This window comes from Bacteroidota bacterium (assembly GCA_016213405.1).
GTDB lineage: Bacteria > Bacteroidota > Bacteroidia > Palsa-948 > Palsa-948 > Palsa-948.
On sequence record JACRAM010000014.1, the window covers coordinates 1 to 18,752 of the forward strand.

The 18,752-nt window shown below is 41.4% G+C and carries 15 protein-coding genes; 11 read left to right on the top strand and 4 right to left on the bottom strand.

Annotation, left to right across the window (positions count from 1 at the left end; translation table 11 throughout):
• Nucleotides 1–160 precede the first annotated feature (160 nt).
• A complete protein-coding gene (locus HY841_01885) occupies nt 161–1,369 on the bottom strand; it encodes a tyrosine-type recombinase/integrase (protein ID MBI4929483.1) in 1,209 nt (402 codons plus the stop codon).
• A gap of 259 nt (nt 1,370–1,628) precedes the next feature.
• Entirely contained in the window at nt 1,629–2,600 is a 972-nt protein-coding gene (locus HY841_01890) for a carboxypeptidase regulatory-like domain-containing protein (GenBank protein ID MBI4929484.1), read from the bottom strand.
• A 686-nt stretch (nt 2,601–3,286) separates the two neighbouring features.
• On the opposite strand from HY841_01890, the gene HY841_01895 reads away from it, so the two are divergent.
• A complete protein-coding gene (locus HY841_01895) occupies nt 3,287–4,627 on the top strand; it encodes a GTPase (GenBank protein ID MBI4929485.1) in 1,341 nt (446 codons plus the stop codon).
• Between the two features lie 103 nt (nt 4,628–4,730).
• Here the strand turns inward: HY841_01895 and HY841_01900 are convergent, their stop codons facing one another.
• Nucleotides 4,731–5,645 carry an amidinotransferase gene (locus tag HY841_01900; GenBank protein MBI4929486.1) on the bottom strand — a complete coding sequence of 305 codons (915 nt, stop codon included), beginning with the start codon at nt 5,643–5,645 and terminating at the stop codon, nt 4,731–4,733.
• Nucleotides 5,646–5,886: 241 nt separating this feature from the next.
• On the opposite strand from HY841_01900, the gene HY841_01905 reads away from it, so the two are divergent.
• From HY841_01905 to HY841_01945, 9 genes are all read left to right on the top strand, one after another.
• Complete coding sequence (locus HY841_01905) at nt 5,887–10,173, top strand: gliding motility-associated C-terminal domain-containing protein (GenBank protein MBI4929487.1); 4,287 nt, start codon at nt 5,887–5,889, stop codon at nt 10,171–10,173.
• 150 nt (nt 10,174–10,323) lie between these two features.
• The gene (locus tag HY841_01910; protein ID MBI4929488.1) at nt 10,324–10,644 is read left to right on the top strand and encodes a winged helix-turn-helix transcriptional regulator; all 321 of its coding nucleotides are present in this window, start codon (nt 10,324–10,326) and stop codon (nt 10,642–10,644) included.
• Nucleotides 10,645–10,707: 63 nt separating this feature from the next.
• Entirely contained in the window at nt 10,708–11,145 is a 438-nt protein-coding gene (locus HY841_01915) for a hypothetical protein (GenBank protein ID MBI4929489.1), read from the top strand.
• A 36-nt stretch (nt 11,146–11,181) separates the two neighbouring features.
• Entirely contained in the window at nt 11,182–11,571 is a 390-nt protein-coding gene (locus HY841_01920) for a hypothetical protein (GenBank protein MBI4929490.1), read from the top strand.
• A gap of 48 nt (nt 11,572–11,619) precedes the next feature.
• Entirely contained in the window at nt 11,620–12,147 is a 528-nt protein-coding gene (locus tag HY841_01925; protein MBI4929491.1) for a hypothetical protein, read from the top strand.
• Between the two features lie 15 nt (nt 12,148–12,162).
• Nucleotides 12,163–12,324 (top strand): hypothetical protein, encoded by a 162-nt coding sequence (locus HY841_01930; GenBank protein MBI4929492.1) that lies wholly within the window; start codon nt 12,163–12,165, stop codon nt 12,322–12,324.
• Nucleotides 12,308–12,613: a hypothetical protein gene (locus HY841_01935; GenBank protein MBI4929493.1), complete on the top strand. Its 306-nt coding sequence runs from the start codon at nt 12,308–12,310 to the stop codon at nt 12,611–12,613. Before HY841_01930 ends, HY841_01935 begins: the two co-directional genes overlap by 17 nt.
• Nucleotides 12,614–13,312 carry a class I SAM-dependent methyltransferase gene (locus tag HY841_01940; protein MBI4929494.1) on the top strand — a complete coding sequence of 233 codons (699 nt, stop codon included), beginning with the start codon at nt 12,614–12,616 and terminating at the stop codon, nt 13,310–13,312.
• A gap of 12 nt (nt 13,313–13,324) precedes the next feature.
• Nucleotides 13,325–13,678, top strand: coding sequence for a DsrE family protein (locus tag HY841_01945; protein MBI4929495.1), 354 nt, complete (start codon nt 13,325–13,327; stop codon nt 13,676–13,678).
• A gap of 51 nt (nt 13,679–13,729) precedes the next feature.
• Here HY841_01945 and HY841_01950 read toward each other — a convergent pair whose 3' ends face one another.
• Complete coding sequence (locus HY841_01950) at nt 13,730–18,100, bottom strand: CoA activase (protein ID MBI4929496.1); 4,371 nt, start codon at nt 18,098–18,100, stop codon at nt 13,730–13,732.
• Between the two features lie 167 nt (nt 18,101–18,267).
• On the opposite strand from HY841_01950, the gene HY841_01955 reads away from it, so the two are divergent.
• Nucleotides 18,268–18,453: a hypothetical protein gene (locus tag HY841_01955; protein ID MBI4929497.1), complete on the top strand. Its 186-nt coding sequence runs from the start codon at nt 18,268–18,270 to the stop codon at nt 18,451–18,453.
• The last annotated feature ends 299 nt before the right edge of the window (nt 18,454–18,752 follow it).

The window sequence follows — 18,752 nt, forward strand, 5'->3', positions numbered from 1 at the left end:
AAAAAATTACCAAATGAAAAGCTGTCAGAAGAAAAGTAATTGTCCCGCGAAAATATTTAGTAAGCTCGTCTAAAAGTCCGTAAGCGTCTGTTTGCGTCCGTAATTTTTTTTGTCCGCTGCAATTGGCGGTAACTCGTTATAGGCGTAACAAATATACTGTTTATCGGCTCTTTTCCGCGGACAGGCGTAACATTTGTTGCTCTTTGTCGAGTTGTTTTTCATTAAAAATATGTTCCTCCGCAATCACATCCAGTGGGCTTTTTATGCTCGTTAGTTTTTTCTTGGTAACATGCGTATAAATCATAGTTGTTTCAGGTTTCTTATGCCCAAGCAGTTCCTGCACGTATCTTAAATCAACTCCATTCTCAAGCATGTGCGTGGCATAACTGTGCCTTAACACATGTGGTGTAACTTTTTTCTTAATGCCTGCTTTCCCACAAGCCCTTCGCAAAATATTCCGCACGCTCTCGGCAGAATATTTTCCGCCATCTTCTCCGTTAAATAAATAATCAACGGGCTTGTATGCTTCGGCATATCGCTTTAATATAATAAGGAACATCTTTGACAAGCCAACCACTCTATCCTTATTTCCTTTTGCTCTTCTGATCATTATTTGCATTCGGTTCACATCAATATCTTTTATCTGCATGTTCAGCAGTTCACTAATGCGCAAGCCCGAAGAATAAATGCAGGCAATAATTGCTTTGTGCTTTAAATTCGGAATGCATTTTAAAATATTCATCACTTCCTCGGCACTCAGCACAGTGGGGAGGCGGTAAGTCCTCTGAGGTCGTTCAAGTTCAGTAATGTTCAGCGATTTTCCGGAAATGCGCGAATAAAAAAGTTTCAATGCGCTTATTGCCTGACGTTGATAACTCACCGAGTAATGGTTCTTTAGTATATGCTCATAGTTGAACCGCTCCACATCTGCAAGTGTTATCTCTTCAATTGTTTTGGGCGAAGCAAAGCCCAGAAAAGAAGAAACCATATCCACATAATTCTCAATCGTTCTATCCGAATAGCGCAGGGTCTTTAAATATCTTTTATACTCATTTATTCTTTCAGATGTTTCTTTCGAAAGCTTGCTGAAGTTTTTTTGTGCTGCAATTGTCTTTTGCTTTATTGTTTTCGGAAAAAGTTCCTGTCTTGCTTTCAATCGTGTACTATCCACCCATGCTTTGTTCTTAAAAGCCGCAACTATCTTCTGCATATTTTCCGGTGTATTCTCTAAATAAAAACACTTGTGCGTGCTTGTCCATTTGGCAGGAATTGTTTTTGCAATTTCATTCAGTTCGTTGTTAAAAAGAAAATCAATACGGATATTTTGTATTCCATTATGTCTGAGATGGTCGAGCGTAATCGTTTGCATAGAGCAAATATACTGATTCCGTTCCCCCCCCCGCTGTCTCGGATTTGTGTATTGCGTTGGTCGGGATTTTGTTTGGATGTTGGTCGTGTAATCCCGACCTGAGAGTCAAGGAATTTCCAATTCCAATCCCATCCCCACAATAAAAATCCCCTCCCCTCTGGGGGAGGGTTAGGGAGGGGGCAAACAAAAAGGCGGAACAAAAAACATCCCGCCTTTTCTTTTCTTTGCCAACTGCCAACTGCTTATTGCCTACTGCTGTTCACTTCGGCTGCAACGGAAAATCCCTCGTACTCACCGTCCCCGGCTTAATCACAATCACCTCCGTGAACGGCTCAAAACCCACTTTCGAAATCGTAACCGTATACGTCCCGCTCTCAATACCCGTATGCTCATAATTCCCATCCGCATCGCTCACCGTAACAATAGGCGCCTTGCTCGACTTCACCGCAGCATCCGCCAATGACATAAGTTGCATTTTTATCTCCACACCCTCCTCACCCACATTCGTATTCCCATTTAATATAGTCCCCTTCATGCCCGCCACCTTCGGATTAATCATAGCAAGTATCCTGTCAAAAATATAACGCTCCGCATATTCAGGTTTCTTTCTGTAAATAACCAGCCCGTCATCCTCCATGTCCCTTGCGGTGGTCTTGCAGGCATTATTCGCTTTTATCTTCTTCGCTGTTGCAACACTTGTCTCACTCGCGCTTTTAAATTTACCATACACCAATTCAAACGCATCCACATTACCATCCACCGTCACCTCAAATCCCACAGGCATGTTATTGCCCCCATCCTGCAGCAGTGCCAGATTGTCCGTAAGATATTTATTCAAACTCGCGCCCATTCCGCTCACACTCTCCCAATCATCCTCCGTAGCCCCGCGGTAATACTTTTGTCCCGCCTCTTCATAATTCGCCTTCCTCTTCTTCTCCGCAAACACACCATTTATATACCCCTTCGTCTGCAAAAAATTTCCTATCACCGCATCAGCCGCATCCGCCACATCGAGCCGCAACTGTTCCGCCTCCGACCCGCGCGCCTGGTCATCAGGCATCTTCTTCGCATTTTTTATGGCAAGTTTTGCTGCCGTTGCTTTCGCAGCCGTATAACTTTGCTTGTATGCCGTAAAGTCTGCAAGGTCTTCAAGATAATTATCCCACAGCGTATTCAGCACACTGTACAAATCCTGCTGCGAGCAACCGTAATTTTTGTTTTCTGGTTTCATGATGTTTTATTTTTTATTCCCCCTTACCAAAGGGGGTTAGGGGGTTGTTCTGTTTTGATTCAGCGTAAGAATTACCAAATACAATGCCACTAAACCTGTGGTGAGCCAGTAGATTTCTTTCATAATTCATTTTATGCCACAAAAACACAAAGACACAAAATTTCACAAAAGAATTTTTAGTGTTTCTTTCGTGTTTTAGTGATTTAGTGGCAGATATTTTTTTCTTATTTGAATTATGAAAGATGTCTAGTTTACCCTGAGCACAAGCATAGCTTGCGACCATAGGTCCGAAGGGAACCATCAAAACCATCCTATATTCCTGAAAATTCATGGGAAATCCCTTGTAGAACTCTTCCAAAATCCTTTCTCCTCCCCTAATGGGGGAGGAAGGGAGGGGGCTTCCACTGCTAAACACACGAAACCTGCTGTAAAAGACCCGAAACTCACTGTAAAAGACACGAAACTCACTGTAAAAGACACGAAACCTGCTGTAAAAGACCCGAAACCCGCTGCTAAAAGGATAGTTTTTAAAAGTCCCTTTGTGGTTTCCATTGGGACGCGCCCAAACAATCCCCCCTTAATCCCTCCCTCCACAAGCTCGGGACAGACTCCTCAAAGGGGGAAAACCCGAACAGTAACAAAAAGTAATATATTTGCCCGAAAAATAATAATATACACTTCGTTTTATGGCAACCAAAAAGAAAAATGTATTGATCCTCGGAGCAGCAGGAAGAGACTTCCACAACTTCAACATGTATTTCAGGGATAACAAGGAATTCAATGTGGTGGCTTTTACAGCCGCCCAGATTCCGGATATTGACGGAAGAAAATATCCTGCAAAACTGGCTGGAAAACTATATCCGAAAGGTATTCCCATTCATGCGGAAGATGAACTCGTTCAGCTGATCAAGAAATTCAATGTGGACATCTGCGTGTTTGCCTACAGCGATGTTCCCTACCAGAAAGTAATGAGCACCAGCGCCATTGTGAACACAGCAGGGGCTGATTTTATGCTGATGGGACCTGAAAAAACTCAGTTGAAAAGCAAGAAGCCTATTGTTGCCGTTGGCGCTGTTCGCACCGGATGCGGCAAAAGCCAGACCTCGAGGCGTGTTGCAGAAATATTACTTGCAAAAGGACTGAAAGTGGTTGCCGTGCGCCATCCTATGCCCTATGGAAATCTTGTTGCCCAAAAGGTTCAGCGGTTTGCCACTGTTGCTGACCTTAAAAAACATAATTGCACCATTGAAGAAATGGAAGAATACGAACCGCATGTGACGCGTGGCAATGTGATTTATGCGGGCGTGGATTATGAAGCCATTCTTCGCGAAGCGGAAAAAGAAGCCGATATTATCCTTTGGGATGGAGGAAACAATGACTTTGCTTTTTTTAAGCCCGACCTGATGATTACCGTTACCGACCCGCACCGCCCGGGCAATGAATTAAATTATTATCCCGGAGAAGCCACACTGCGCCTTGCCGATGTAGTGGTCATTAATAAAATTGACAGCGCTTCGCCCGAAAATATTCAGACGGTTAGAGAAAGCATTGCGAAGGTGAATCCCAATGCAATTGTTGTAGATGCCGCTTCACCGCTAACTGTGCACCATCCGGAAGTCATCAAAGGAAAAAGAGTTTTGGTTGTGGAAGATGGTCCTACCCTAACTCATGGTGAAATGAAGTTGGGTGCCGGCACTGTTGCCGCTAAAAAATACGGAGCAAAAGAACTGGTAGATCCCAGACCTTTTGTAGTAGGAAAACTTGCCGGCACATTCAAAACCTATCCCAACATAGGCACTTTGCTGCCTGCCATGGGTTATGGTGAAGAACAAATTAAAGACCTTGAAAAAACAATAAACAATACCGACTGTGATTCTGTGGTGATTGCCACGCCTATTGATTTGCAACGGCTCATTAAAATAAACAAACCATCTACAAAAGTTGATTACAATCTACAGGAAATAGGCAAACCCGATCTTGAAGAAATCCTCAGCGATTTCATCACTAAGAAAAAACTTTTGAAGTAAAAACCCATCCCCCAACCCCTTCCCGAAGGGAAGGGGGAGTTTAGTTCTACAAGTCCTTCCCTTCGGGAAGGATTTACCCCGTTGGAATTATTTCCTACGGGGTTTAGGATGGGCTGAATATTTCTGCAATCATGCATCTTGCACTTCCTCCTCCTATAGTTTCAATTGTCTTTATGGAAAGAGGCACCAGTTCGCAAAACTTTTCAATCTCGCTTTTCTGTTCTGACTTCAAACTGTCAAATGCAGTTTGAGATAACGCTACAATGTTTTTATTCCCGTTGGTCTGAATTTCAAGCAGGTTGCCGGCAAAGTTGTTCATCTGTTCAAACGAGATGTCAATCAACTGGCGTCCTGTTTTTGTGAGGGATTGAGTAACAAGTTTCTTTTCTTTATTGTCTGTGATGCTGTCTAAGCAAACGACAGCAAATTTTTCACCAATGCACATCATTACATTGGTATGATAAATTTCTTTTCCGCCTTTATCATGTGCATGAAAAAAAACAGGGTTGTAATGCAAGACATCGCAAACCTTAATAAAAAGTTCTTTGTCTGTGCGTGGAGACAAACAAGTATAGGCGATTGTATTGCTGTGGTCAAAAACAATGCTGCCCGTTCCTTCTAAAAATCTTTTTTCTTTTTCGTAATGAGAAAGGTCAACAACCTTATTTATTGTGAAGTTTTGTCTTAATTTATCAATAATATCCGGACGTCTTTCATATTGCCTGTTCTGCGCACACATGGGATAAAGAATAACAGTTCCATCATTGTGAAATGTTACCCAGTTGTTCGGAAAAATCGCATCGGGTTTCTGAGGAACAGGTGTATCGTCAAAAATAAAAACATTTACCCCTTTTGTTTTAAGCGTTGCTGCAAAGGCTTCAAATTCAGCCAACACTTTTTGTTTCACAGCAACTTCGCTGTCATTCACATTAATCTGAAAAGCGTTTGATGCTGCCGTCTCGGTATTGAAAACAAAGTTAGAGGGTCGTACGAGTAATATATTTTTTGTTGTTTGCATTAATTTAAAGATTTGCCGCTGCCCGATGTAGCGTTCAGCCGAAAACGGAAAACTGCATTTCAAATATACAACAAAACTTTTTGCAAAGGCTCAGGTCACCGGTCAATGCTGAAAACGCTGGGATATTTTTCAACTTACTGCTGCAACTTTTTGTCTGCTTTTTGCATCTATAAGTCAGTTGTAAAACTGAATTTCAATTCTTCAAAAATTATTTGTTATTTTGCCAATGAAATTTATCCCCATGAAGTCTATCCGCTTATTTCTTTTCCTGCTCATCTTTTTTTCTACTCTCTTTTGGAGCAATACAGTATTTGCACAGCGCGGCAAGAATGGAACACCCCCTGCCATTACTACCAATACGGTTGTGAATGAATACACTTCTCTCACCGCAAACGCAGCAGCGGGCGCAACCACCATCACAGTAGCGAACAGTACATTAAACACTAACGGAAGATTTTCCGGTAATCTTGCCCCCGGAGATTTAATAATGATTATTCAAATTCAGGGATCTACAATTAGCGCCAGGGATTCTAATCAATGGGATCCTTTTGCCTGGCCCAGAGACAGCAGTTGGGGAATTATTTCCAATTATGGCAATTGCGGCAACTGGGAATTTGCTGAAGTGTACAGCATTCCAAGCGGAACAAGCATTACACTTGATTGCCCGCTTACAAATAATTACACTTCAGCAGGAAGAGTTGCTGTAGTTCGTGTTCCGCGTTACTCCTCTCTCACGATTAACAATGGGGGTTCTATAACCTGCGATGCATGGAACGGAACCATAGGGGGAATTTGTGCCATAGAAGTTGAAAATAATACAACAATAAACGCAGGTGGCATTATTGATATAATAGGAAAAGGATTCAGAGGCGGAGCATTGCTTGAAAACCAGTCAACTTTCGGAGCCAATGAAGCCGCATATAAAGATCCTGGCTTTGGAGCAGAAAAAGGAGAAGGTATAGTAGGTTACCAAAGTGATTATAATATTTATGGAGGAAAATATGGAAAAGGCGCTCCGGCAAATGGTGGCGGTGGTGGAAATGACCATGACTGCGGTGGAGGTGGAGGTGCAAATGCAGGTGATACCTCTCTTTGGAACGGACATGGCAATCCTGATAATTCAGGACCAAATTGGAATCTGGCATGGAATCTTCAGTATGCCGGTTTTTCCGCTCAGACTTCTTCTGGTGGCGGACAAGGCGGTTATGGTTTTAACGGAAATTGCGGAAGCTGCAACCAGAATGCCACTACAACTGGACCTAACAATGCATCTTGGGGAGGAGACAGCAGAAGGTCATGGGGCGGCTGCGGAGGAAGACCGCTGGACTATTCTACCGGAAAATTATTTCTTGGTGGTGGCGGTGGCTCTGGCGAACAGAGTGATAACGAGGGAGGAGCCGGTGGCAATGGTGGCGCTCTTCTTTACATCATGAGCTATGGAACTGTTTCAGGTGCCGGACAACTTCTTTCCAACGGAAATAACGGTGTGAATAGTACTGGAACTCCTGCTTCAAGCAGTTTTGCAGGAAGAGATGGTGCCGGGGGTGCCGGAGCAGGCGGAACAATCGTTGTAAATTCCGTTGGAACTATTTCCGGAATATCAATCTCTGCAAACGGAGGAACAGGAGGCAATCAGATTATCGTCAAAGGAGGTTTTTATTTTTCAAACGGTGGGAATGTTTGGGAAGCTGAAGGACCTGGTGGTGGTGGTGGTGGTGGTTATATTGCAATTTCAACTGGCGCACCAATAAGAACTTCAAATGGCGGAGCAAATGGCACGACAAATTCTAACGGACTCACAGAATTTATTCCCAACGGAGCAACCAAAGGAGGAGCGGGAACAAATAATGCAAGCGTAACAAATTTCATTATCAATTCTCCAAATGTTACAATATGTGCTGGACAAGCTGCTACGCTTACTGCAACACTGAGCGGAACAGTTCCGGGCGGAACTACCATCATATGGTATGATCAATTAGTTGCAGGAAATAATTTAGGAACCGGAACCACCTACACAACAACTGTGCTTGCTGTCGGCACTTATACATATTATGTAGGCACATGTCCTGGCACCTACCATCAGCCGGTGATTGTATCTGTTGTTTCATCTCCAGTTGTTTCTGTCGGGCCGGATGTCACCATGTGTAATGGATCCAGTACAACACTCAGCGCATCAGGCGGAACAGGATATGCATGGTCACCTGTTGCCGGGCTGAGCAATCCGAATATTTCAAACCCTGTGGCAACTCCTGTTTCAACAACCACGTATGTTGTGACGGTTACTTCTTCCTGCGGAAACACGAATGATACGGTTATCGTTACGGTGAATTCATCCGTTACGGCAAGCATTTCAGGAAATACAACTATTTGTTCAGGAGGAAATACAACACTCACCGCTTCGGGCGGAGGAAATTATTCCTGGACAACAGGAGCAACAACAGGAGCAATAAATATTTCTCCAACAACTACCACAACGTATTCAGTTTTTGTCGGAAGCGGAAGTTGTGCCGATACCGCAAGCGTTACGGTGAATGTAACAAGCGCAATCACTGCATCTATTTCAGGCAACACAACTATTTGTCCGGGAAGCACCACTACTCTCACTGCATCGGGAGGAAGCAGTTATTCCTGGAGCACCACCGCTACCACATCGGCAATAACCGTTTCTCCAACCAGCAACACAACTTATTCCGTTATTGCATCATCGGGCACTTGTGTTGATACTACCAGCATCTCTATTACCATTACAAACAATATCACGGCAACTGTTACGGGAGCCACCACCATTTGTCCCGGTGGAAATGCTTTGCTCAGTGCATCGGGAGGAAATAATTATTCGTGGTCAACCGGAGCCACCACTTCTTCCATTACTGTTTCTCCAACTTCCACTTCTTCCTATTCAGTAATTGCTTCATCGGGAACCTGCGCTGATACTGTTTCAGTAATTGTTACAGTAAGTTCAAGCATCACAGCTTCCATAACAGGAAATGCTAACATTTGCAGCGGCAGCAATACAACGCTCACCGCAGCAGGCGGCTCAACTTATTCGTGGACAAATAACTCCACAACAAATGTTATTACAATTACTCCAACCGCAACTGCAACTTATTCCGTAATTGTTTCTTCAGGTACTTGTGCTGATACAACAAGCATTACTGTAAATGTCTCCCCTACTCCAACCGTTTCTGTTTCAGGAAACACTTTGCTCTGCTCAGGAGATGCCACCACGCTCACTGCATCAGGCGGAAATATTTATTCGTGGAGCACAGGTTCAACAACAACAAGCATTACAATTACTCCGACTGTCACATCCACTTATACCGTTGTTTCTTCCACCGGCATTTGCAGCGATACGGATACTGTTACCGTTTCTGTTCTTCCTCCTCCAACTGCTGCGATTGCGGGCAACACTACTATTTGTGCAGGACAAATTACTACACTCACCGCTTCGGGCGGAGTAAATTATTCATGGATTCCAAGCGGACAAACTACTTCTTCCATCAATGTTTCAACGGCAGGAAATTATTCCGTGATTGTTTCTGCGGGGAGCTGTTCTGATACAGCAACCGCCACGGTGAATGTTTCTCCCGCTCCTTCGGCATCGGTTACAGCAACATCACCATCAATTTGTTCGGGAGATAGTACCACTCTTACTGCATCAGGAGGAAATACATACGCATGGAACAGTGGTGCAACAGGAATATCCATTATTGTTTTTCCTAACGCAACAACCTCTTATACAGTTATAGCAAGCAACGGAACATGTAGCGATACGGCAACTATTACGGTGAGTGTCATTTCATCACCAACGGCAACTATTTCTGGCATCGGCATTTGTCAGGGAAGTGCGGCTACCATCACTGCTTCGGGCGGACAAACTTATTTCTGGAGCACAGGAGAAACAACCAGCGTTATCAATCCGACAACTGCAGGAACTTATTCTGTCATTGCTTATGCAGGCACTTGCACTGATACTGCTTCAACAAATCTCACAGTAAATCCTAATCCGACAGCTACAACAAGCCCGAACATCACTATCACGCAGGGGCAAAGCACCAATCTTACTGCGGGCGGTGGAACAACTTATGTGTGGGATAACAGCATGACAGGAGCAAACATTACAGTTTCTCCCGTGGCTACAACTATTTACTGCGTTACAGTTTACGATGCAAATGGCTGTCAGGATACTGCCTGTGTTACTGTTTTTGTTGAACTCTGCTCTAAAGCCGGAACTCTTTATTTGCCAAATGCTTTTTCACCAAATGTAGACGGAGAAAATGATTCATTGCAGATTTATTACGGCATTCCCGAATGCATCAAAACATTACATCTGGTGATTTACAACCGATGGGGAGAAAAAGTATATGAAACAAATGACTCTGCATTTAAATGGGGCGGTGTGTACAACTCGAGTTTACTGAAAGAAACCAACAAGGGTGATACCGAAGTGTACGCTTACTATCTTGACGTGGAGATTGTGGATGGAATCAAGATTTCGAAAAAGGGAAATATTTCTCTGGTTAAGTAAAAACACTTCTACAAAGAAGTTTACGGTCTTTAGCATTAACTCTTCCTTGGCAGGAACCTGTCAATGAAGGATATGCCAAAATAATCCCCCCATCCTGTTGTCAACAATGTAATAGTTCGTATATTTGCGAACTATTAAACATACGGACCAATGAAAGATAAAAAAATTTACTCGCTTCATGCTAATATCTGCAAGGCATTAGGACATCCAACACGAATAGAAATTATTGACATTCTTAAAAACAAAGAAATGTCGTTTGGAGAACTGCTTAAAATAATTGGCGGAGCAAAATCCAATCTTTCTCAACATCTATCTTCCATGACCAGCAAAGGAATTTTAATTCAACGAAAAGAAGGGTTGAATAATTATTATAAACTCTCCTCAAAAAAAGTATCCACTGCTTGCCATATTATGCGGGAAGTGCTTATGGCAAATCTAAAAAACCAACATGAAATTCTTAAAAAGATGTAAGCTTGATACATACAGGTTCTCTAATGAATGAAAAATAATAATTAACAATAAAAAACAAACACTATGAAAAAGAAAATCAAAACAATTCTGATAAGCAGCGCATTTGCCCTGCTTATTACGTCCTGCACAAAAGAAACACAAGTCGCAACAACAGATTCAACAGATGTTACTGCCGCCATTGCAGGAATGCGTACAGCATACACCAATGCAAAGACGGATAATGATTCACTGAACTATTGGTACAATCATTTCATGGTAGATTCCACTCATTGCATTGCCATGATGCACTACTGCGACAGCATGTATCATCATCAAGATTCCATGATGATGGACAATTATAACACCTGCCACAGCAGCATGAGTTCTGGCGGAGGCATGATGAATGGTGGTGGCATGATGAACGAAAACAATTCAACAATGGATTGCACTATTAACGGTAACGATTGCACGGCAATGATCACTTCTTTGCATCAGCAGCACATCCACCATCCCACGCACTAAATGGAAATGATTGCTGAACTGATAAATAATACTATCATGAAAAGGAAAAACCGGATATTACTAATGCCCGTATTAACAATTTTCATGTTTGCGGCAGTTCCTGCAATGGGGCAAAATAAAAATGTCAGCGATTCCACAAAGCAAGACACCATTATTTACACCTGTTCCATGCACCCTGAAATACAATCCAGCAAACCGGGCAAATGTCCTAAATGCGGAATGGAGTTAATTCAAAAAAAATCTTCTTCATCAGAACATAAAATGGATATGATGATGTGCCCCATGCACGGAATGGTAGATATGAACCACCAACACGATGAACAAAAGAAAGATAAAAAGAAAATGATGAAAGGAATGGGCATTGCAATGGGAGTAATGATGGTGGCGATGATGACCGTAATGATACTACTGGTTGCCGGACATTAATGAAAGAATAATATGAAATCCTTACACATTTTATAAAAAAATATCACAATGGAACAACTCATTCATTCGCTATTATTGGCGCTGCACAATATTGCATTGGTCGGATGTGCAGCAGCGCCATTTTACAACCGAAATCTTGTCAACAGCAGAAGTCAATACGGTGCTAAACTATTTTATGAACTGGATAAAGTAGTGGAAGACACTTTGCAGGGCAACGCACCCTACTGTATTTTTTTCATCACCACATTATTCATTACAGGTTTCGGAATGCCGTTGAATTATTATTTTTTTCACGGAGCTTTCAAAGAAGTTTCAACTATTGCAATGACAGCGGGATTAATAAAACTTGTTTTTGTGTTTGGAATGCTCGCCATTATGATTATCATATTTTACAAAATCAATCCCGAAATTAAAAAGATGTTCAGCGGATTTACCAAAAATGTATTACCTGATGTTACTATTGAAGCAAATTTTTTCAAACTCCGCAAGCGCAGAAAAAAACTCTGCGAAATATGCCTCGTGTTTGCAATCATTGTTCTTATTTCAAGTGCATTTTTAGGATTTAATATGAATTAAAAAGCAATTTCAAAAATGAAAAATAAAAAAAACTCATTCATTATTCTATTTGCAATAACAATCATTGCTTTCGCATTTACTAAATTCCCTTTTCAAAATGGAAATGAATCTTGGACAGAAAAACAATTGATAAACCCTGCCGACCTTGCTAAAATCCTGAATGATGCAAATAGTTAAGAAGCCCATTCTTTTGAGCATCGGTTTTGGCGGTGGAATAAAAGGCTCAAAAGAAATAGGAGCAGCAAATGCAAAAGAAGGAATTGAAAATCTGAAAAAAGAATTAACAAAACTCCCCAAAGACGCAGACATTGTTATTTATTGCGGTTGCTGTCCGTTTGAACACTGTCCAAACATTCGGCCCGCTTTTCAATTGCTCAATGAAATGAAATTTACAAATCACAAACTTTTGAATCTTTCTCATAATTTAAAAACTGATTGGATTGATAAAGGTTATTCCGATAAGTAAATGATTGTCGAAAAAAACATATCAGCATTTGACCAATACACACTGGAATATGATAACTGGTTTGAACAACACGCAAGCCAATATCAATCCGAAATTCTTGCATTGAGAAAAGCCATTCCGAAAAATAAAATTGGAATTGAAATAGGAGTTGGCACGGGCAGATTTGCACAACTATTAAACATAAAATTCGGAGTAGAACCATCTCAAAATATGCTCCAATTTGCAGAACAAAAGGGAATAAATGTTTTAAAAGCTGTTGCCGAAAAATTGCCGATAGAAAATGAATCCTACGATTTTGCACTGATGACAACAACCGTTTGTTTTCTACCTGATATTCCAAAAGCATTTTCAGAAGTTTACCGCATTTTGAAACCTAAAGGAGAAATTATTATCGGACTGATTAATAAGAATAGCACACTCGGGAAAATATATATGCTAAAAAAATTCACTAATGTGTTTTATAAAGAGGCACATTTTCATTCTACTAAAGAAATAACATCACTTCTGAAAAAAACCGGATTCACACAATTTCAATACTGGCAAACATTAACAAATGAAACTAAAGAAAATACTCCTTGCGCTTGTTGCACTCCTGACGATTGGCAAGAATCAACAAAAAGCAATAATGAAATCGAACAACCACAAATCGGTTTTGACAAAGGGGGATTTGTTGTAATAAAAGCAATAAAAAATCAATAATAATAAATAGCAATGAAAATCCTAATCTTAATTAATGAACCGTCCTACGGAAATGAAAAAGCATACAACGCCTTGCGTATAGCAAACCAATTGGGCAAAGACCATGAAACAGTTGAAGTCAGAATTTTTCTGATGGCAGACGCAGCCAACTGTGCAATAGCCAATCAAATAACTCCCAACGGTTATTACAACATTGAGCGAATGTTGAAACTTGCCATCACCAAAAAAGCCAAAGTAAAAATCTGCGGAAGTTGTGCCGAAGCTCGCGGACTCAAAAATGTACCCCTCATTGAAGGAGCAGAAATCAGCACAATGGAAGAACTCACAAACTGGGTAGTGGACAGCGACAAAGTTTTAACCTTTTAATTTTTCACCTCCATGAAGAACTTATAACAGGTTTTAATTCTGGGAAAAACCTTATTCCTGCAAAACCCCCACTCTTTCCATGTTCTTTTCTTCGGATAAAACAGAAACCAAACCATTGCCGTTTTCTCTTTGCTGATATTCTTTCACCTGATACATAAATGCCTGCAATCGGGTTTCAATGGAAGCATCTTCCTGCCCATCATATGCATAATCCACCCAGGGAATGTTGTTATGGTCTTTTCGGAATACGCCCGCAATGGAACAAATCAAATTACCGGGCATGCAGGTAAAAGGCAACACATTGCAGATACCTGAAACGCCTTTCTTTGTAAGAGCAGAAGCGCTGCCTATTGCCATAACAGGGTCGCCATCGTAATCTTTATGTACATACGGAGCGGTTAATTCAAGCATGGTTTCAAGCGTAATATCTTTTTCAGCATCTACCAGTTCTTCCACTGCATGAAAAAGTTTTTTATACGATGCGTGCTGAGCATACTCTTGTATTTTCGATTTCAGAATTCCCATGTAGTCACCTTTCCATTTGCTGTCGCGGGTATAACGGTACGTGGAATAAACAAACCATTCTGAGAACGGAGCCATCAGCGTTTCTGCTCCCAATGCTTCTAATCTTTTTACAATGTTTCCGCTGCAAAAACGATTGTCCCGCATAAAAATTTCTCCTACAATAGATACAACCGGCTTGCGCGGAATGTTCAACACTTCTATTGCTTTGAACTTCTTCCCGCATTCTTCCAGAACTTTTACTAATCCTTTGGCATTGTTCTCCACATTTATTACAATACTGTTCAGTGAATCATGATAAACTTTATCCGTATCTCCTTTCCTTTTCTCATACGGACGGTATTGCTGCTGAAGCTTGCGGATCATATCAAAAGCAACAAAGCCCTTCCATGCGTTCATCCGAAACTTAGAGCCGTTGCCCGGAGTAATATCAGAATAAGAACCATCGTTGGAAGGAGTAACTATTTTCACATCTTTCAGATTCAAACGATCGAAAATAATTTTCTGCAACTGATTGTATTGTCCAAATCGGCACGGACCATTGTGGTCGGGCATAAAGAAACTTACTTTCTTCGGATCAACTCCCGGTTCCTGCAACTTCTTTATGAATGAACCCGTAGTGCAGATCATCGGAAAACATTCTTTGGATGAAGTATATTTTCTTCCGATATCAAGGTCAGCATTCGTTTGAACCGGCAGGGAATAAGATTCTATCCCGCAGCTTCGGGCAGCAGCCGCAGCTATGTAAGAACCATCGTGCATATAGGGCCAATACAATACTCTGTCTTTGGTAGGAGTCGCCTGTTTAAAGTTTTTAGAGATATTACTTTTAACCTTAGAAGTTTTTCTTCCTTTTTTCCGGATGCTGTCAAGGAAAGCTTCCAGCCGTGTAATTAATCCGGCATCAGCCGAATGTTCATCAATCTCAATCTGAATGGAAGGTTTGCCTTTCAGGGTTTCAGTAACAAAATGTGAAAGGAAAGAATCAGGACCGCAACGGAAATTGCTGGTATAAACTCCATACATGTTTTCAGTTTTCGCAATTATCTTTGCACCGGCAAGTATTTTTCTTCCTCCGGGCCAATACATATTCGGAAAATCTTCAAATATGTTTTCTTCATTCAAGGGAAGAAAATCAAGCGGGATAGGAAGCACATTCAGGTTAATCAGCTTTTCCACCAACCGCAGATTAAGTTCAGGGTCGCCTGAATTGTATGCTCTTCCTAAAATAACCATTGCCTCTTTGTCTGTGGGAAGGTTGTTCAGGATTTCACTGCCGCGAACAGTAAGTGATTTTTCAAAAGCAGTTTGTTTTTCCTGAGCGAGATACAATGCTTTCTTTACTGCTTTGCTATCCGTGCCGAATTGCTTCTTCATAAAGTCAGTCATGTCTTTCACAAAAACCATGTCGAAGAAACGGGGATGAAGAGCAGGGACAAGCATTTTATCTTTATTCGGATGAGATGCCAGCGCAGCGCGCACCATGAAAGGATAAGTTTGAATCCAGGGACAATTGCAATTGGAAGTAGGATTATCTGCGGCAGGTTTTACATTTACAACGAAAGGAACAAAAACATGGTCCACATTTTTATTCAGAAGGTCTAAGATATGTCCGTGCACTATTTCTATCGGCAAACAAGTTTCGGAATTAATTATTTCAAGCGATTTGGTTACCAGCGCACGGTCGGAATGTTTTGAAAGAACCACCTGAAAACCAAGTTCAGTAAAGAAGGTTCTCCAGAAAGGAAATTCCTGATAATACAAAACCAATTCTCTCGGAATGCCAATGGAAATGCCGCCTTTGTTCTTCTCTTCATCATAATCGCCCAGCAACATTCTTTCCCGTTCTTCAAACAGGTTAGGCGTGTCATCCGTTTGTTTCTTCCGGTCGCTCATTTCATATTTCTCACATCTTCCGCCATAACAAAAAGGTTTCTTCTCCCCTTTTACTTTCACCATTCTTATTTCGCAGAGGTCTTTACAATCTTTATCCTTACAGGTAAATTTATCCAACGTGAAAGAAGCATTTCTCACATCAAACCCTTTGAATTTTGTCTGATTGGTTTCCTGAACTTTTTCGCGGGCGAGTATTGCCATGCCGATTGCTCCTGTAACATCAAAGTTGGGCGGAATGATTATAGGTTTTCCCGTTACTTGTTCAAAAGCGGCAACCACTCCTTTATTATTTGCAACACCTCCCTGAAAAAAAATCTTCTCCCCTACTTTTCTGCTGCCCACCACTTTTTGTAAATAATTATTTACAATGGAATAAGCCAGTCCGCCAACAAGGTTTGTGTTTTTCTCTCCGCGCTGCTGGTTCGCATTCAAATCAGATTCAATGAAAACCGTGCATCTGCAACCCAGCGAAGTCGGCTTTTCGGAATTCAATGCCAGAGTTCCGAACTCTTCAATAATATTAATATCTAACTTTTCTGCCTGCTCTTCGAGAAAAGAACCGGTGCCGGCAGCGCAAACTTTATTCATTTCAAAATCCACCACTACTCCATTCTCGATGCTTATGAATTTAGAATCCTGACCGCCAATTTCAAAAATAGTATCTACAGTCGGGTCATACGCAATGGCAGCCGTTGCCTGAGCGGTGATTTCATTTTGAATAATATCCGCTCCGATAAAATCTCCTGTGAGATAACGCCCCGAACCGGTTGTTCCCGCAGCTTTAATCACCACTCTTGTTCCCACTTCTTCATAAATTTCCTGCAATCCTTTTTTAATCGCTTCGAGCGGACGACTTGCCGTAGGCAAATATCTTCTTGCAACAACTTTATTATCATCATCTATCAAAACAACATTGGTGCTGAGCGAGCCCACATCAATTCCCAGATAGACAGGATAATTGGATTGTCCGTTTAAGTTGAATGAAACTGATTTGTCAAGTGTTGCGGCAGATTCTTTCAACACAGGAAGCCCGGTGCTGTTGCCATTGGATTGCATCAGGTAACTTTCCAGATCGCTGATGCCTTTAAAAGGAACTGTTCCATCGGGAGATTCCATCACATAAAAAATTGCTCCAAGCGCGCCCATCGAAGCATGATGTTCAGGAATGATAAGTTCACCTTCTTTTAGTTTAAGAATTTCTTTAAACGCATGAACCACTCCGGCATTGGCAGCCACTCCGCCCTGAAAAACAATAGGCGTAGCAAGGTCTTTTCCTTTTGCCAGGTTGCTTTTGAAATTTCTGGCAACCGCAAAACATAATCCGGCAACAATATCATGAACAGGCGTGGCGATTTGCTGAAGATGAATCATATCACTCTTGGCAAAAACACTGCAACGCCCTGCTATGTGCGGTGGCTTGATGGATTTAAGAGCCAGCTCGCCAAATTCTTTTTCAATAGAAACACCAATCCGTTTTGCCTGCTGATCGAGAAAAGAACCCGTGCCTGCCGCGCAAATGCTGTTCATGGTGAAATCTGCGAGAGAAGAAAATTCGGCTTCCGCTCCTTTATCCATAAAGATGAGTTTGGAATCTTCTCCGCCCATTTCAATAATTGTTTTGGCTTCGGGAAAAAGTCTGGAAACAGATTTTGATTGCGCGATAATCTCGTTGATGAATTGCCCGCCAATAAGTTCAGCAGCCAGTTTTCCGCCCGTTCCGGTGATAGCGATAAGTTGGAATTGTTCCGTTTCGTATCTCGACAAAAGGTCTGTCAACCTTTTCCGGAGCATCAAAAATGGCTGCCCGTGACAGAGGTCGTAATAATTTTCAAGAATGCTGACGCTTTGGTCAGCATCAAGACCGAAACGCGTCTTGATGTTTTCTTTCTTGTCAATGATTACTGTGTTTAATGAAATAGAACCTATATCGAAACCGAGATAAATCCCGTTGGAATTATTTCCTACGGGATAAAGGTTTTTGGGGAGGTTGTCTTTTGAATTCATCGAATGCTATACAGGGATTACACCGATTTTCGAAAAAAAGAGATTACACCGATTACGTTTTGTGTTATAAAAAAACATTTATTATTTATTACAAAACCTGACAAGCGTCATATTTTGTATGCGGATTTTCAGATAAAGGATTATCTGTTACAGAAAAAGGATTATCCGTGACAGATAAAGGGTTATTTGTTTCAGATAATGGATTATTTGTTACAGAAAAGGGATTATCCGTGACAGAAAAAGGATTATCCGTGACAAAAAAAGGATTATCCGTGACAGAAAAAGGATTATTTGTGACAGAAAAAGGATTATTTGTGACAGAAAAGGGATTATCTGTTTTAGAAAATAAGTAAACTATTTCACTAAAAAAGTAAACCGGTTCACTGAAAAGACAAACCCGTTCACTGAAAAGATAAACCGGTTTGGTAAAAAGGTAAAATTGTTTACTGAATTTGGAAACCAGTTCACTAAAAAGATAAACCTGTTTAGTACCATGGCATTGAGGTTTATTATTAACTGATGTTACGCAGAAAAGCAATTAACCGCAGAGAACACAGAGAAAACAACACGCGGAGAGCCGCAGAGAAAATGCAATCTTGTATTCTCAGCGGTTCTCTGCGTAAAACCTCAGCGAACTCTGCGGTAAAAATGT

Bases quoted from the DNA above. Each gene is read 5' to 3' on its own strand.
- HY841_01885 (MBI4929483.1), bottom strand. From the start codon at position 1,369: ATGCAAACGATTACGCTCGACCATCTCAGACATAATGGAATACAAAAT.
- HY841_01890 (MBI4929484.1), bottom strand. From the start codon at position 2,600: ATGAAACCAGAAAACAAAAATTACGGTTGCTCGCAGCAGGATTTGTAC.
- HY841_01895 (MBI4929485.1), top strand. From the start codon at position 3,287: ATGGCAACCAAAAAGAAAAATGTATTGATCCTCGGAGCAGCAGGAAGA.
- HY841_01900 (MBI4929486.1), bottom strand. From the start codon at position 5,645: ATGCAAACAACAAAAAATATATTACTCGTACGACCCTCTAACTTTGTT.
- HY841_01905 (MBI4929487.1), top strand. From the start codon at position 5,887: ATGAAGTCTATCCGCTTATTTCTTTTCCTGCTCATCTTTTTTTCTACT.
- HY841_01910 (MBI4929488.1), top strand. From the start codon at position 10,324: ATGAAAGATAAAAAAATTTACTCGCTTCATGCTAATATCTGCAAGGCA.
- HY841_01915 (MBI4929489.1), top strand. From the start codon at position 10,708: ATGAAAAAGAAAATCAAAACAATTCTGATAAGCAGCGCATTTGCCCTG.
- HY841_01920 (MBI4929490.1), top strand. From the start codon at position 11,182: ATGAAAAGGAAAAACCGGATATTACTAATGCCCGTATTAACAATTTTC.
- HY841_01925 (MBI4929491.1), top strand. From the start codon at position 11,620: ATGGAACAACTCATTCATTCGCTATTATTGGCGCTGCACAATATTGCA.
- HY841_01930 (MBI4929492.1), top strand. From the start codon at position 12,163: ATGAAAAATAAAAAAAACTCATTCATTATTCTATTTGCAATAACAATC.
- HY841_01935 (MBI4929493.1), top strand. From the start codon at position 12,308: ATGATGCAAATAGTTAAGAAGCCCATTCTTTTGAGCATCGGTTTTGGC.
- HY841_01940 (MBI4929494.1), top strand. From the start codon at position 12,614: ATGATTGTCGAAAAAAACATATCAGCATTTGACCAATACACACTGGAA.
- HY841_01945 (MBI4929495.1), top strand. From the start codon at position 13,325: ATGAAAATCCTAATCTTAATTAATGAACCGTCCTACGGAAATGAAAAA.
- HY841_01950 (MBI4929496.1), bottom strand. From the start codon at position 18,100: ATGAATTCAAAAGACAACCTCCCCAAAAACCTTTATCCCGTAGGAAAT.